The organism is Burkholderia sp. MSMB1459WGS, assembly GCF_001534535.1.
Classification (GTDB): Bacteria; Pseudomonadota; Gammaproteobacteria; order Burkholderiales; family Burkholderiaceae; genus Burkholderia.
Genome location: NZ_LPMU01000008.1, coordinates 14,872 through 27,385 on the forward strand (window position 1 = coordinate 14,872; position 12,514 = coordinate 27,385).

Annotated in this window: 14 protein-coding genes; 5 read left to right on the top strand and 9 right to left on the bottom strand. The window is 66.9% G+C overall.

The window, feature by feature from the left end; translation table 11 throughout:
- Nucleotide 1: 1 nt before the first annotated feature.
- The gene (locus tag WT97_RS03545) at nucleotides 2-1,306 is read right to left on the bottom strand and encodes an MFS transporter (protein WP_060352853.1); all 1,305 of its coding nucleotides are present in this window, start codon (nucleotides 1,304-1,306) and stop codon (nucleotides 2-4) included.
- A gap of 18 nt (nucleotides 1,307-1,324) precedes the next feature.
- Nucleotides 1,325-1,858 (bottom strand): 2,4'-dihydroxyacetophenone dioxygenase family protein, encoded by a 534-nt coding sequence (locus WT97_RS03550; protein WP_060032458.1) that lies wholly within the window; start codon nucleotides 1,856-1,858, stop codon nucleotides 1,325-1,327.
- A gap of 177 nt (nucleotides 1,859-2,035) precedes the next feature.
- Here WT97_RS03550 and WT97_RS03555 point away from each other — a divergent pair, with 177 nt between their 5' ends.
- Nucleotides 2,036-3,016 carry a helix-turn-helix domain-containing protein gene (locus WT97_RS03555; protein ID WP_060352854.1) on the top strand — a complete coding sequence of 327 codons (981 nt, stop codon included), beginning with the start codon at nucleotides 2,036-2,038 and terminating at the stop codon, nucleotides 3,014-3,016.
- A gap of 139 nt (nucleotides 3,017-3,155) precedes the next feature.
- Here the strand turns inward: WT97_RS03555 and WT97_RS03560 are convergent, their stop codons facing one another.
- Nucleotides 3,156-4,103 carry an aldo/keto reductase gene (locus tag WT97_RS03560; protein WP_060352855.1) on the bottom strand — a complete coding sequence of 316 codons (948 nt, stop codon included), beginning with the start codon at nucleotides 4,101-4,103 and terminating at the stop codon, nucleotides 3,156-3,158.
- Between the two features lie 292 nt (nucleotides 4,104-4,395).
- Here WT97_RS03560 and WT97_RS03570 point away from each other — a divergent pair, with 292 nt between their 5' ends.
- The gene (locus WT97_RS03570) at nucleotides 4,396-5,412 is read left to right on the top strand and encodes a DUF3304 domain-containing protein (protein ID WP_257128445.1); all 1,017 of its coding nucleotides are present in this window, start codon (nucleotides 4,396-4,398) and stop codon (nucleotides 5,410-5,412) included.
- Between the two features lie 106 nt (nucleotides 5,413-5,518).
- Here WT97_RS03570 and WT97_RS03575 read toward each other — a convergent pair whose 3' ends face one another.
- A complete protein-coding gene (locus WT97_RS03575; RefSeq protein WP_034205778.1) occupies nucleotides 5,519-6,139 on the bottom strand; it encodes a LysE/ArgO family amino acid transporter in 621 nt (206 codons plus the stop codon).
- Between the two features lie 111 nt (nucleotides 6,140-6,250).
- Here WT97_RS03575 and WT97_RS03580 point away from each other — a divergent pair, with 111 nt between their 5' ends.
- Nucleotides 6,251-7,144: a LysR family transcriptional regulator ArgP gene (locus WT97_RS03580; protein ID WP_059793219.1), complete on the top strand. Its 894-nt coding sequence runs from the start codon at nucleotides 6,251-6,253 to the stop codon at nucleotides 7,142-7,144.
- A 46-nt stretch (nucleotides 7,145-7,190) separates the two neighbouring features.
- Here the strand turns inward: WT97_RS03580 and fnr are convergent, their stop codons facing one another.
- From fnr to WT97_RS03595, 3 genes are all read right to left on the bottom strand, one after another.
- Nucleotides 7,191-7,937 carry a fumarate/nitrate reduction transcriptional regulator Fnr gene (gene fnr / locus WT97_RS03585; RefSeq protein WP_060352856.1) on the bottom strand — a complete coding sequence of 249 codons (747 nt, stop codon included), beginning with the start codon at nucleotides 7,935-7,937 and terminating at the stop codon, nucleotides 7,191-7,193.
- Nucleotides 7,938-8,040: 103 nt separating this feature from the next.
- On the bottom strand, nucleotides 8,041-8,508 hold the full coding sequence (locus WT97_RS03590; RefSeq protein WP_059793221.1) for a universal stress protein: 468 nt from the start codon (nucleotides 8,506-8,508) through the stop codon (nucleotides 8,041-8,043).
- A 508-nt stretch (nucleotides 8,509-9,016) separates the two neighbouring features.
- Entirely contained in the window at nucleotides 9,017-9,424 is a 408-nt protein-coding gene (locus WT97_RS03595) for a DUF3005 domain-containing protein (protein WP_059503554.1), read from the bottom strand.
- 278 nt (nucleotides 9,425-9,702) lie between these two features.
- Between WT97_RS03595 and WT97_RS03600 the strand changes: the two genes are divergently transcribed.
- Both WT97_RS03600 and epsC read left to right on the top strand, forming a co-directional pair.
- Nucleotides 9,703-9,936 (top strand): hypothetical protein, encoded by a 234-nt coding sequence (locus WT97_RS03600; RefSeq protein ID WP_006480138.1) that lies wholly within the window; start codon nucleotides 9,703-9,705, stop codon nucleotides 9,934-9,936.
- A gap of 136 nt (nucleotides 9,937-10,072) precedes the next feature.
- On the top strand, nucleotides 10,073-10,993 hold the full coding sequence (gene epsC / locus WT97_RS03605; protein WP_006482285.1) for a serine O-acetyltransferase EpsC: 921 nt from the start codon (nucleotides 10,073-10,075) through the stop codon (nucleotides 10,991-10,993).
- Nucleotides 10,994-11,045: 52 nt separating this feature from the next.
- On the opposite strand, the gene WT97_RS03610 is transcribed toward epsC, so the two are convergent.
- Nucleotides 11,046-11,849 carry an SDR family oxidoreductase gene (locus tag WT97_RS03610; RefSeq protein WP_034205774.1) on the bottom strand — a complete coding sequence of 268 codons (804 nt, stop codon included), beginning with the start codon at nucleotides 11,847-11,849 and terminating at the stop codon, nucleotides 11,046-11,048.
- Nucleotides 11,849-12,484: a GTP cyclohydrolase I FolE gene (folE, locus tag WT97_RS03615; RefSeq protein ID WP_059793224.1), complete on the bottom strand. Its 636-nt coding sequence runs from the start codon at nucleotides 12,482-12,484 to the stop codon at nucleotides 11,849-11,851. The genes WT97_RS03610 and folE overlap by 1 nt, the downstream gene beginning before the upstream one ends.
- Nucleotides 12,485-12,514 lie beyond the last annotated feature (30 nt).

Genomic DNA, 12,514 nt, shown 5'->3' on the forward strand with positions numbered 1-12,514 from the left:
GTCAGCGTCCTCCGAGGTTCTGCGCATCGAGGCGGCCGGCGGCGGCGCCTGCGAGCGCGCGCTTGCGCAGCACGGCCGGCGCGGTTTCGACGAGTCCGAACGACAGCACGCACGCGAGGATCGCGCCGGCGGACGACGTCCACATCGCGAACTGCAGGCCGTATCTGTCCGCCGCGAAGCCGGCGACGGTGGGCGCGACGAAGCCGCCGATCAGCTCGCCGGCGCCCATGATCAACCCGAGCGCGCTCGCAATTGCGTGCGGCGGCACCGTTTCGGCCGGGATCGTCGCCATGAACAGCGTGAAGCAGCCGAGGCCCGTGTACGTGACGAACACGAGCGCGCCGAGCGCCCAGACCGAGCCGACGTGGATCAGCACGACGGGGCACACGGCCGCGATCAGCGCGAACACGATCATCGTCGGCTTGCGGCCGATCCGGTCGGAGATTGCCGGCACCGCGAAGCCCCAGAACACCCACGCGGCGCCGAGGCAGGTCATCACGACGCCCATGTCGGAAGGCGACAGACGGCGGCTTTCCACGAGGAACACCGGCGCGAACGAGATGATCACGACGAACCACGTGAGGAAGAAGCAACTGATCAGCACGCACAGCAGGATGTTGCGTTCCTTCAGCAGCGCCCAGCGGCTGACCGCCGCGCCGCCGGCGGCCGGTGCCGCGGCGATATCAGCCTGCGCGTTGCGCACGCCGCCCGGCGGTACTTCGCGCACCCAGCGCCAGATGCAGAACGCGATCAGGAAGCCCGGAATGCACGACACGTAGAACGCCTCGCGCCAGCCGTATGCGGTGGCGATGCCGATCACGACTGGCGGGCCGATCATCGCGCCGAGCAGGCCGGCGGCCGAGCCTTGCAGCAGGCCCATGTTCAGCCCGCGGCGAGTCGGCGTCGAACTCTCGACCATCAGCGATTGTGACAACGGCAGCACGGGGCCTTCGGCGATGCCCATCAGCGCGCGAAACGCGATCAGGCTCGCGAAGCCGCCGACGAGGCCCGACAGCGCCGAGCACACGGAAAAGCCGAGCACGGCCGCGATCAGCAGTGGCTTGCGCGTGCCGCGCGCGTCGGACCATGCGCCGGTGGCGGCGCCCGACAGCGCCCACGTGAGCGCCAGCGCGGACGACACCATGCCGAGCTGCGTGTTCGTCAGGTGCAGCTCGGCCGACATGAACGGAAACAGGAACGACAGCGCGAGGCGGTCGAAGAACACGAAGCCGAACGTCATGAACAGGATCAGCAGCAGCCTGTTCTCGTACGTCCATGCGGGCCGGAAGAGGGAAGGAGAAGTCATCGCGAGCCTCGCTGCGCGTCAGCGGAACAGCTTCTCGATCGCTTGCGCGCCGAGGCCGACCTTCTCGTAATGCGCCTTGCACATCGCGATGTACGAATGCACGTCGAAGTAGCCGTCGGGATTGCCGGCGTCGTCGAGCCAGATCAGCGGGCCCTTGACGATGAAGAACGCGCGCATCGGCTCGGGGTGATCGAACGCGACGAGCGTGTGGCCTTCGCCCGGCGTCTCGTACACGAAATCACCGCGCGTCGCGGTCCATTCGTGTTCGAGGTAGCCCCATTTCCCCGACAGCGTGTACGCGAACACCTCGTGCGGGTGATAGTGCCGGTTCACGAGCCCGGCTTCCTTCGCCATCAGGATGTCGCACCATTTGTTCTGCGACGGCGAGATCCACAGCGGCCGCGACGAAACCGTTTCGGTGAACGGAACGTAATAGCGTTCATCGTCGGTGGCCGCGTTCGGGACGTAGGCTTCGGGCAGCGCATCGGGCTTGAACGGATTGGCAATCGCCGGGATGTTTTGCCAGAATTCGGATACGGCTTTGTCGACCACGGTGTGTCTCCTGGTGTATGGGTGTCGTGGGCTCGACTTTAGCCAGCCGGTGCGCGCCGCTCTTGACTGGGCTGGACGAATTGCTTGACCGCGCCGGACATTGCATCGCACCAAAAACCAGACGGACCATCCCCCAATCCGTGCCGCTGCGCACGACAGGCGCCAGCAGGAGGCGACGTGACGAATTCGACCGTTTTTTCCCGCACGCGAGGCTCGACGGCAGACGTGCCGGCGCGCGACAGGATGGCGTACTGGGATGCGTTCAACGCGGCGACGCTGGTCGGCCTGCGCTGCTCGTCGCTGTCCCCGGCCGGGCTCGACGTCGAGAAGACCGACATCGCGCTGCCGGGCCTCGGCATTGCCGACATCAGCGGGCAGGATCACGTGATCGAGCGCAGCCCCGCGCTGGTGCGCCAGTTGCCGAAGGAGTCGCTGTTCGCGTGCCAGATCGTGAGCGGGCGCGCATATTTCATCCAGCGCGATCGATGCCTGCTGGCGGAAGCCGGCGATGTCGTCGTCTACGACACGCGCGTGCCGTATCTGTTCGGATTCCTGACGCCGATGCGGCAACTGCTGATCGATATCCCGATCGCGACATTCGATGACCGGCTCGATGCGGAACTCGCCGCGCTGCCGCTGCGGATCGCGCCGAAGCCGGGCGCGGGCGCGATGCTCGGCGCGACGTTGCGCGCGAGCGTCGAGCGATTCATGAAGACGCCGGTCGAGCGCGACGCCGCGCGGTTCGCCGAGCACACGCGCACGCTGATCGCGGAGCTCATCGACGCCGAAGTGAACGGTGCGGGCGCGTCGCGCGTGTCGCTGTCGTATCTGCTGACCGCGAAGCAGTACATCGCGACGCATCTCGGCGAGCCGGAACTTGCGCCGCAGGCCGTCGCCGATGCGGTCGGGCTGTCGCTGCGGCATCTGGGCCGCCTCTTCGCGGCCGAAGGCGAGTCGATCACGCAGCACATCTGGTCGGAACGGCTGTCGCACGCGCATCGCGAGCTGACGGATGCGCGGCTGCGCAAGACGCGCATCGGCGAGATCGCATTTCGCTGGGGGTTTTCGAGCCAGGCGCACTTCAGCCGCGCGATCCGCGAGCGCTACGGCGCGTCGCCGATGGCGCTGCGCGATGCGGTGCGTGCGGCCGCGGGTTGATGCCGGTTTTCCGAGGGTTCGGCGGCGCGGTCGACGCAAGCGGCCGTGCGAGTCAAGACGTCCGCGCGGCCGGGGGGGGAAGCGCTGCCGGTTGACTTCGACGAAGACGACGGCAGCCTGCCTGCCGTCGCCACGGACTTCAGGGCGCGCTGGCTTCGTCGATCCGGCGGATGTCGTCCTGATCGAGCGTGACGCGGATCGCTTCGCCGAGCAGCGCGAGCTGCGCGAGCGACGTCGCGCTCGCGATCGGCGCGGTGATCGTCGGCCGCGCGATCTGCCACGCGAGCGCGATCGCGGCCGGCTGCGTGCCGTGCTTCTCAGACACGGCGTCGAGCGCGGCGAGGACGCGCAGGCCGCGTTCGTTCAGATACCCGGCGACGCGATCGCCGCGCACGCTCTTCTTCAGGTCGGCCTCGCTGCGGTACTTACCCGACAGGAAGCCGCTCGCGAGCGCGTAGTAGTTGACGACGCCGAGTTTCAGGTCGCGCACGACCGGCTCGAGATCGCGTTCGTAGTCGGCGCGGTCGAGCAGGTTGTATTCGGGCTGGATGACCTGGTAGGCGGGCAGCCCGTCGCGCGCGCTGATCGCGGCGGCCTCGCGCAGGCGTGCGCCGCTGTAGTTCGACGCGCCGATGATGCGTACCTTGCCCGCGTCGATCAGCGTCTGATATGCGCCGAGCGTTTCTTCGAGCGGAGCCGTGTCGGCGAGATCGCGGTGCGAGAAATACAGGTCGATATAGTCGGTTTGCAGGCGGCGCAGCGAATCGTCGACGGCCTTCAGGATGTTGTCTTTCGACAGTCCCGCGCGCGCGTCGAGCAGGCCGACCTTGGTCGCGATCACGACCTGCTCGCGCTTGCCGGAGCGCTTCAGCCACTTGCCGATGATCGTTTCCGATTCGCCGCCGTGATTGCCGGGAACCCAGGCCGAATAGACGTCGGCCGTGTCGATGAAATTGATGCCGGTGTCGGCGAGCGCGTCGAGCAACGCGAACGATGCGTTTTCGTCGACGGTCCAGCCGAAGACGTTGCCGCCGAACGCGAGCGGCGAAACCTGGATGCTGGAGGTGCCTAGAGTGCGATGTGCCATGTTCTGCTCCGATATCTGCAGGGTGACGGGAGGGGACTGCGCGACTGAAGCCGGTCGCGTTGAGACGGCGAAGCGGGTGGCGAGGTTCCGCCGGCGTCGCTCCAACCTGCAGGTTTCGCGCTCGCGTGCCGGTATGACGGACGACGCGACGTGATCATGGCGGCGAGAGCCGTTCGAGCGCCGGTCCGGGCTCACTCAAGTTATTGTATTTATTGCCGATTTTCGTGAAGGATTCGGGAAATGACGCAGCGCGCAAGAGGACGATCTGCTCGCCGCCTGCTATCCGTATACGTTGCTCGAGCGGCTGCGTGCCGACAAGCCCGCGATGCTCGCGTCGTTGCCGGCCACGCAGCATGACGGCTTCGTGCGCGATCAACTGGCACACTGCCGGGCGCACGGCACCGAAAGCGGCGTCGCTGCTGATCTATTGCGAACCGCGGTACGGCGTGCGCTTCGACGAGGATCCGGCGATGGCGGCCGTGTTCGACGCGGCTGCGCAGGGGGAGGCATTTCCGGAGACGCTGGCGCGGGTGCCGGCGGAGGATTGGCGGCGGATGCGGGAAGCGGCCGCGTGATGGCGCCTTCGCAACGCGACTCGAATGAAATCGACTGGAAGAAAAGAAAATTCAATATGAACCGCTGCCGGATCACCTTGCTGTTCGTGATGGTTTTTTCCGTGGCTGCGTGTAGCAAGAGCGTGAACGATGCCGAAAAGGACAGTCTTGCGCCCGGCGAAGTGAATAAATGGAACGACCCGAACTACGACATCATCACCGCCGGATCTTTCAACTATACGGATTACGACATCTACGGCGTCTATCTGCTGCCGCCGGACAAGAACAGTCTCGACGATGCGGCAAGCGCCGATGGGGCAAGTGCCACGCCGCGGAGCGCGACACACTGGACAGGCGGCGGTGGGCAAAGGCCGAGCGTCGCATGGGATTTTCGATGGACCACGCCTCGCAAGTTCAAGGTGTGGTGGGAGCGTGTGGTCGACAAGCGCGCATTGGAAGCCTCGTCCCCCGATTACGACGAATACACGCATCGCGAAACCCGACCCGGGATGGCATGGTGTGAAGGCGAGATCACGATCACGCGCGCGCCCGTCAAGGGCAAGAGCGGCGGCATTGTGCTGCACTTCTTCCCCGACGGCCGGGTGGAAGGCGACATGGATTTCGGAGTCGACGGCCCGGACCCGAAGGTGACCCTTTCGAAGCGCGACACGCAGCGCAAGCTGACCGATCGCGCCTGCCTGAAGGAAATTCCCAATCCGTTCTATGGGCGCAAGAAGCCGGCCCAGTGGAATTGACGCTGGACGCCCGACAGGAACAGGAGCGTAACCGCCCTCATTCGACGCATCACCGATATCACGCCGGTCGAGGATTCGATCCGCAGGATACCGCGACGCCCCCTCCCTACCGCAACTGCACGGCCGCGAGAAACAGCACCATGCTGCCGATCGCGCCATCCAGCACGCGCCACGCGACCGCCTTGCGGAACCACGGCGCCAGCAATCGCGCGCCATAGCCGAGCCCGACGAACCACACGACGCTGGCCGTCATCGCGCCGATCGCGAACGCGAGCCGCCCGCCTTCCGGCTCGCGCGCGCCGGCCGTGCCGATCAGCAGGAACGTGTCGAGATATACGTGCGGGTTGAGCCACGTGAACGCGAGCGTCATCAGCACGATCGCGAGCGCGCTCTGCGGCGGCGGTGCGACCGCGTCGCCGCGCACGTCGAGCGTGTCGTGGCCCGGCTTGAACGCCCGGCGCAGCGCGTTGATGCCGAACCATGCGAGATACGCGAGGCCGACGTACAGCACCGCATGGACGAAGGTCGGATAGCGTTCGACGAGCACCGATGCGCCGCCGACGCCTGCGCCGATCAGGATCATGTCGGACAGCGCGCACAGCAGCACGATCTTGCCGACGTGCGAGCGCATGATGCCCTGGCGCAGCACGAACGCATTCTGCGCGCCGATGGTGACGATGAGCGACGCGCACAGTGCGGCGCCGTGGGAAAAAGCGAGCCAGTTCATGATGAGGGGACAGCCGTGGAAGCAGTAGACGAATGAATCGGGTAGCGCTAGTCTGCGAGCAGCACGGAAATAAGAGAAGCTAATTCACCTAATGCAGATTAAGGAAATCTAATGCTGGACTACGCGTTGCTCGATGCGCTCGCGGCCGTGATCCGCCACGGCTCGTTCGAGCGGGCGGCCCAGGAGCTGAATGTCACGCCGTCGGCGGTGTCGCAGCGCGTGAAGCTGCTGGAGGAGCGGGTCGGCAGCGTGCTGGTCAAGCGCGGGCAGCCGTGCGTCGCGACCACGTCGGGTGCGCTGCTGTGCCGGCATACCGAGCGCGTGCAGTTGCTGGAAGCCGAACTGAGCGGCCGGATGCCGGCGCTACCGGGCCAGATCGCGAGCGCGTGGCCGACGTTGCGCGTGGCCGTCAACGACGACAGCGTCGCGACGTGGTTCATCGACGCGGTCGGGCCGTTCTGCACGGAACGCGAGACGCTGCTCGACCTCGTGATCGACGATCAGGATTACACGGCCTCGCGCATCCGCGACGGCAGCGTGCAGGGGGCCGTGACCGCGCAGGCGGAGCCGATCCAGGGGTGCCGGTCGGAGCGGCTCGGGCGAATCCGCTATCGCGCGGTGTGCGCGCCGGCGTTTTACGCGCGTTATTTCGACGCGGGGATCACGCGCGATGCGCTGCGCCGCGCGCCGTGCGTGATGTTCAATCCGAAGGACGGGTTACAGGCGCGCTTCATCCGGCGCGTGACGCGCGCGGATCTCGATCCGCCGCAGCACTGGATACCGCACGTCGCGGGTTATTTGCGCGCATGCGAAACGGGATTGGGATGGGGGATGTGCCCGGACCGGATGGTCGATCGCCAACTGGCGGCGGGTGAATTGATCGACATGTCGCGCGGGCGAACCATCGACATCGATCTGTACTGGCAGAGCTGGCGTCTGTCGATCGGCTGGCTCGACGATTTCAGCGCGGCGCTGAAGGCGCGTGCCGCGCTGTTTCTCGATTGACCGACGACGCGATGCGGGCGGCGCGCGAGGCGCGCGCCGTGCGGTGTCAGAGGTGCTTCAGGCCGTCGAAGTCGACGATCTGCACGTGGCGGCCCTGCATTTCGATCAGGCCGCGCTTCTGGAATTTCGACAGCGTGCGGCTGACCGTTTCGAGCGTCATGCCGAGATAGCTGCCGATGTCTTCACGCGTCATCCGCAGGTTGAATTCCGACGGCGAGTAGCCGCGCTTCAGGTAGCGCGACGAAACGTCGAGCAGGAAAGCGGCGACGCGCTCTTCGGCGTTCAGCGAACCGAGCAGCATCGTCTGCGACGTTTCGCGCACGATCTGTTCGCTCATCAGCTTGTGCATGCGCAACTGCATCGAGCCGGCTTCCGAGCACAGCGCCTTGAGCGCGCTGTACGGAATCACGCAGACCGAGCTGTCCTCCAGCGCGACCGCGGTGCGCGGGTGCGTGTCGTCGCAGATGCCGTCGAGGCCGAGCGCTTCGCCGGCGAGGTGCAGGCCCGTGACCTGTTCGCGGCCGTCGTGACGCGTCGCGACGGTTTTCAGCGACCCCGAGCGCACCGCGTACAGGTTGTCGAATGCGTCGCCTTCGCGAAACAGCGCTTCGCCGCGCTTGACCGGGCGTGCCGCGCAGATGACCGACTCGAGGCGGCTGAGCGCTTCGGGCGCCAGGCCCTGCGGCATGCACAGGTGCCGCATCGCGCACGACGAGCAGTGCGGGGCCTGGCGGGGAGCCCAGCTACCGGCATGGGGCGCGGCGGCGGGGCGGGTGGCGACGGGCGTCAGCATGATCGTTTACTCCGGCGTTGAATCGACGAAATCATTGTCCCACCGCAAGTTGCCGCTGTCGGGTGACAAAACGTCGCGACCGGCCACGCCCGCCGAACGCCGCTCAGGCGGCCGGCTCGTCCGCGTTGGCGGCCGCCGGAATCAGCAATACGGGCAGCGTCGCGTGGCGCACGCATTGTTCGGCGATGCTGCCGAGCACGAGGCGGCGAAAGCCGCGGCGGCCGTGCGTGCCGAGCACGAGCAGATCGGCACCGAACGCTTTCGCGCCGTCGAGGATCAGCGACGATACGTCGTTGAGCGACGTCGCTTCGTTCAGCCGCGTTTCGCCTTTCACGCCGGCGGCCTGCATCAGCTTCGCGAAATCCTGCGCGAGCGCGTTGCCTTGCGCGACGAGCTGATCGCGCAGCACCGACGGATCGTAGCCAGGCACGTTGTAGTAGATCGCGGCGTTCTCGACGACGTAGAACGGCTGCAGCTCCGCGCCGTGCGCTTTCGCGAGCGCCAGCGCGGCATCGAACGCATGGCGGGACGTGTCGCTGCCGTCGACGGCAACCAGAATACGCTTGTACATAGTGTCTCCGAGTGGCGGGTTGAAACGAAGTCGGCCGGATGGCCGATCGGGCCGGGCAATGCGCAATGCTGCGAGGCAGAGTAAACCAACGCGCACGAACGTGCAGCGAGATGCCCGCCGTGCCGTGCGGCCTCGCCGTTCCTGTTGCTGTCGCGCATGGCCATGCGTGCGATGCATGCTGCACCGCGCGACGCGTGTCGTATGTCTAGCCGCATCGCCGGCGAAAACGCATGCGCACGCATCGACCCGGCACGGCAACCGTGCCGATGCGTCGCACGCATCGCCATTCAATCGCAATCGTGCCGGGGCGCCATGACTTCGGTCAACGCATGTGCGGCGATGCGATGCGCGACATGCATGACGCCGAATACCGATGCCCATGCGCGGCATCGTTCGCGCCGGCGCCGTACGAGCGCGTATCGGCGCGCGGTCGAATCGCACGCGCCGATTCACCGTCATCGATCGATGGCGGTTCCGAAACGAACGGTCGCTTCAAACGCCGCGCCGGCTATTCCGGCACGGCCGTCAACTCGATGACGCGCTCCGGCCGGCGGCCGTGGCCGGGCCAGTACGCGCTGCCGTGCATCCGGTGAACGGGACCGAACGGCGCGTCGCCCGCGGGCGGCGCGTCGAAGCCTTTCTCGATCACCCTGTAGCCAGCGCGCAAGGCGAACGCCGGATGATTGCCGTCGGGGCGACTGTCGAAACCGGCGAAGCCGTCGCCGGCTTCCGGCATCGCGTTGACGAGCGACGCGTTGCTGCGCGTGACCTGGTCGGGCGAGATCGGCCCGGCTCCGGCGAGGCGCGATGCTTCGCGGTTCTTGCCGTCGGTGTCGACCGTGCTGTCGTGCGTGTCGTCGTTGTCGAGTTCGATGCTGCGCGGATGCGCACGCGCTGTTCGAGCGGATGATTCCATCGCGGCTCTCCTGGCGGCGACACGCTCCGGATCAAAGCAAATCCCGTTCCGGGCACGACGGGAAAAGGCGCGCGGGCGATCGCCGCGGTCGCGCGACGCGCACTGATTTGTCATGATTTATTTCAGCTAGAAGACGCGTTTTCTACAGAGTATGATTCTTTTCCTGCGAAGCGGCGACAGGGGATGAAGTCTCGCCGCCTCTGCCCGCGCCGGGGCGCCGCAGCACCCTTAAAGACGGGTAGCGAACAACAAAGCAAGGGACTAGAGGTGGCGGACTCATGCAAGCGACTACTGCCTTCACGCACCGCGGTTATCTGTTGAATTGCGCGCCCGCACGCGCCAGTGACGGTTCGTTCAAGCCCTACGTCGTGATCTCCCGATCGAGCGACGGGGAGCTCGTCGCGAACCGGTTTTTTCCGATCGAGCTCCAGTTCAACGACGAAGGCGACGCGATCGCGCACGCACGCGACTGGGCCGTACGGTGGATCGACGCGAGCAGCATCTCGATGTGATGCCGTCGCGCCGATGCGCGTCGGCCGTCCGGCCGATCCCCGGGGTGCCGCTCCCGGACAAGAAACGCGGTAATCTTGCGGAACCCGTCACTTTATTAGCGGCCGTGCACCCGAGCGCGGCTGCCCGCATTGGCCTATGTCGACATCACCCGCCCGTCAGTGGGGCCTCGAAGAAATCGTCGCCGGCTTGCGCGAGTCGCGCGAGGAACTCCATCGCACGCGCCATCCGCGCGGCATCCGCGAGCTGCCGTCGCGCGATGCGATCTGCAAGATCGTGACCGGCCTGCGCGCGTCGATGTTTCCGACGCACTACGGCGCGCCCGACCTGACCGACGAAAGCGTCGACTACTACGTCGGCCACACGCTCGAAAGCACGCTGCGGATCCTGTCCGAGCAGATCCGCCGCGCGCTGCCGTTCCTGCCGGAGCATGTCGATACGCCGTTCGCCGAGCTCGACGAACGCGCGTTCGAGATCGCGCGCGAGTTCGGCCGGCAGTTGCCGGCGATCCGCGCGCTGCTCGTCAGCGACATCCAGGCCGCGTACGCAGGCGACCCGGCCGCGCAGCACATCACCGAGATCCTGCTGTGCTACCCCGGCGTGCTCGCGATGATGCACCATCGGCTCGCGCACGCGCTGCACCAGCTCGGCGTGCCGCTGCTCGCGCGGTTCATCAATGAAATCGCCCACTCGGCGACCGGCATCGACATTCACCCCGGCGCGCAGATCGGCCCGAGCTTCTTCATCGACCACGGCACCGGTGTCGTGATCGGCGAAACGGCGATCATCGGCGAGCGCGTGCGCGTGTATCAGGCCGTCACGCTCGGCGCGAAGAGTTTCCCGGCCGATGGCGATGGCGCGCTGGTGAAGGGCAATGCGCGGCACCCGATCGTCGAGGACGACGTGGTGATCTATGCGGGCGCGACGATTCTCGGCCGCGTGACGATCGGGCGCGGCTCGGTGATCGGCGGCAACGTGTGGCTCACGCACAGCGTGCCGCCCGGCACGAGCGTCGCGCAGGGCAAGGTCCGCGAAGGCGGCAGCGCCGAGAAGCCGTAACGCGGCGGGGGCGGGCGGCGGCGCGCTCGTTCGAGCGGGCGCCGCGCGTGCGTCAGTGCTTGCCGTCCGGCGAGCGGTGCTTGTACAGCACGTCCTGGTCCACGCGGATCAGGTTCTGGCCCGCGTCGACGACGAAATCCACGCCGTTGTACGCATTGCCCGTCAGCAGCAGGATCGCGCTCGCGACGTCGTCGGGGCCCGCGATGCGCGCGAGCGGCGTCGATGCGCGGCTCGCGTGTTCGAAGTCGGCCTGCGTCTGGTCGTCGCTCGGCAGCATCAGCCCCGGGAACACCGCATTCACGCGCAGCACCGGCGCGGACGACAGCGCGAGCATCTGCGTCAGGTTGCCGAGCGCGGCCTTCGCGACCGTGTAACTGAAATGGTCGCGATGGAAGTTTTCCTTGATCTTCTGGTCGACCACGTTCACGACGACACCCTGCGTGCCGGCCGCACGGGCCCGCTCGTAGAACGCACGCGTGAGCAGGATCGGCGCGCGGCAGTTGACGGCCCATGCCTGGTCGAACGCGGCGAGATCGAAGCTCGGGAAATGGTCCTGCCAGAACACCGACGCGTTGTTGACCAGCACGTCGAGGCGCCCGAAGCGCGCATAGACCCGATCGATCAGCGCGGCGATCTGCGCGGCATCGGACAGGTCGGCCTGCAGCGCCGCGGAATCGTGCCCGCGTTCGGCAAGCGCGCGGGCGGCGGCCTGTGCGGCATCGGCCGAACGGTCGTAGTGCACCGCGGTGCGATAGCCGTGCGCGGCGAAATACTCGGCGAACGCGCGCCCGGCCCGGCGCGCGGCGCCGGTCACGAGCACGACGGGCGCGTGCGCCGTTTGCTTCGTTTGCTCCATCAGGTATTCGTGAGGTTGACCGAGGAAGGATTCGCGACGATCGACAGGAATTCGCGACGCGTCGACGGATCGGTGCGGAACGTGCCGAGCATGCGCGACGTGACCATCTCGACGCCCGGCTTGTGCACGCCGCGCGTCGAGATGCACTGATGCGCGGCTTCGAGGATCACGCCGACGCCCTTCGGCTGCAGCACGTCGAACAGCGTGTCGGCGATCTGCACGGTCATCTTTTCCTGGATCTGCAGGCGCTTCGCGAATGCGTCGACGAGGCGCGCGAGCTTCGAGATGCCGACGACGCGATGGTTCGGCAGATACGCGACGTGCGCGCGGCCGATGATCGGCACCATGTGGTGCTCGCAATAGCTCTCGAAGCGAATGTCCTTCAGCACGATCATTTCGTCGTAGCCGTCGACTTCGCTGAACGTGCGCGCGAGGATGTCGCGCGGGTCCAGCGCATAGCCGGCGAAGAACTCCTCGTATGCGCGCACGACGCGTGCGGGCGTGTCGAGCAGGCCTTCGCGCGCGGGATCGTCGCCGGCCCAGCGCAACAGCACGCGGACGGCGTCTTCCGCTTCTTCGCGGCTCGGCCGGGAGGCGACCGCCTCGGGCGGCGCGGATTTCTTTCCCTTACCCATGTAGTGGCTCCATCGAAGGCCGCCTGCGGC

Coding starts and splice junctions, on each gene's coding strand:
- WT97_RS03545 (WP_060352853.1), bottom strand. CDS start 1,306: ATGACTTCTCCTTCCCTCTTCCGGCCCGCATGGACGTACGAGAACAGG.
- WT97_RS03560 (WP_060352855.1), bottom strand. CDS start 4,103: ATGGCACATCGCACTCTAGGCACCTCCAGCATCCAGGTTTCGCCGCTC.
- WT97_RS03575 (WP_034205778.1), bottom strand. CDS start 6,139: ATGAACTGGCTCGCTTTTTCCCACGGCGCCGCACTGTGCGCGTCGCTC.
- WT97_RS03580 (WP_059793219.1), top strand. CDS start 6,251: ATGCTGGACTACGCGTTGCTCGATGCGCTCGCGGCCGTGATCCGCCAC.
- fnr (WP_060352856.1), bottom strand. CDS start 7,937: ATGCTGACGCCCGTCGCCACCCGCCCCGCCGCCGCGCCCCATGCCGGT.
- WT97_RS03590 (WP_059793221.1), bottom strand. CDS start 8,508: ATGTACAAGCGTATTCTGGTTGCCGTCGACGGCAGCGACACGTCCCGC.
- WT97_RS03595 (WP_059503554.1), bottom strand. CDS start 9,424: ATGGAATCATCCGCTCGAACAGCGCGTGCGCATCCGCGCAGCATCGAA.
- WT97_RS03600 (WP_006480138.1), top strand. CDS start 9,703: ATGCAAGCGACTACTGCCTTCACGCACCGCGGTTATCTGTTGAATTGC.
- epsC (WP_006482285.1), top strand. CDS start 10,073: ATGTCGACATCACCCGCCCGTCAGTGGGGCCTCGAAGAAATCGTCGCC.
- WT97_RS03610 (WP_034205774.1), bottom strand. CDS start 11,849: ATGGAGCAAACGAAGCAAACGGCGCACGCGCCCGTCGTGCTCGTGACC.
- folE (WP_059793224.1), bottom strand. CDS start 12,484: ATGGGTAAGGGAAAGAAATCCGCGCCGCCCGAGGCGGTCGCCTCCCGG.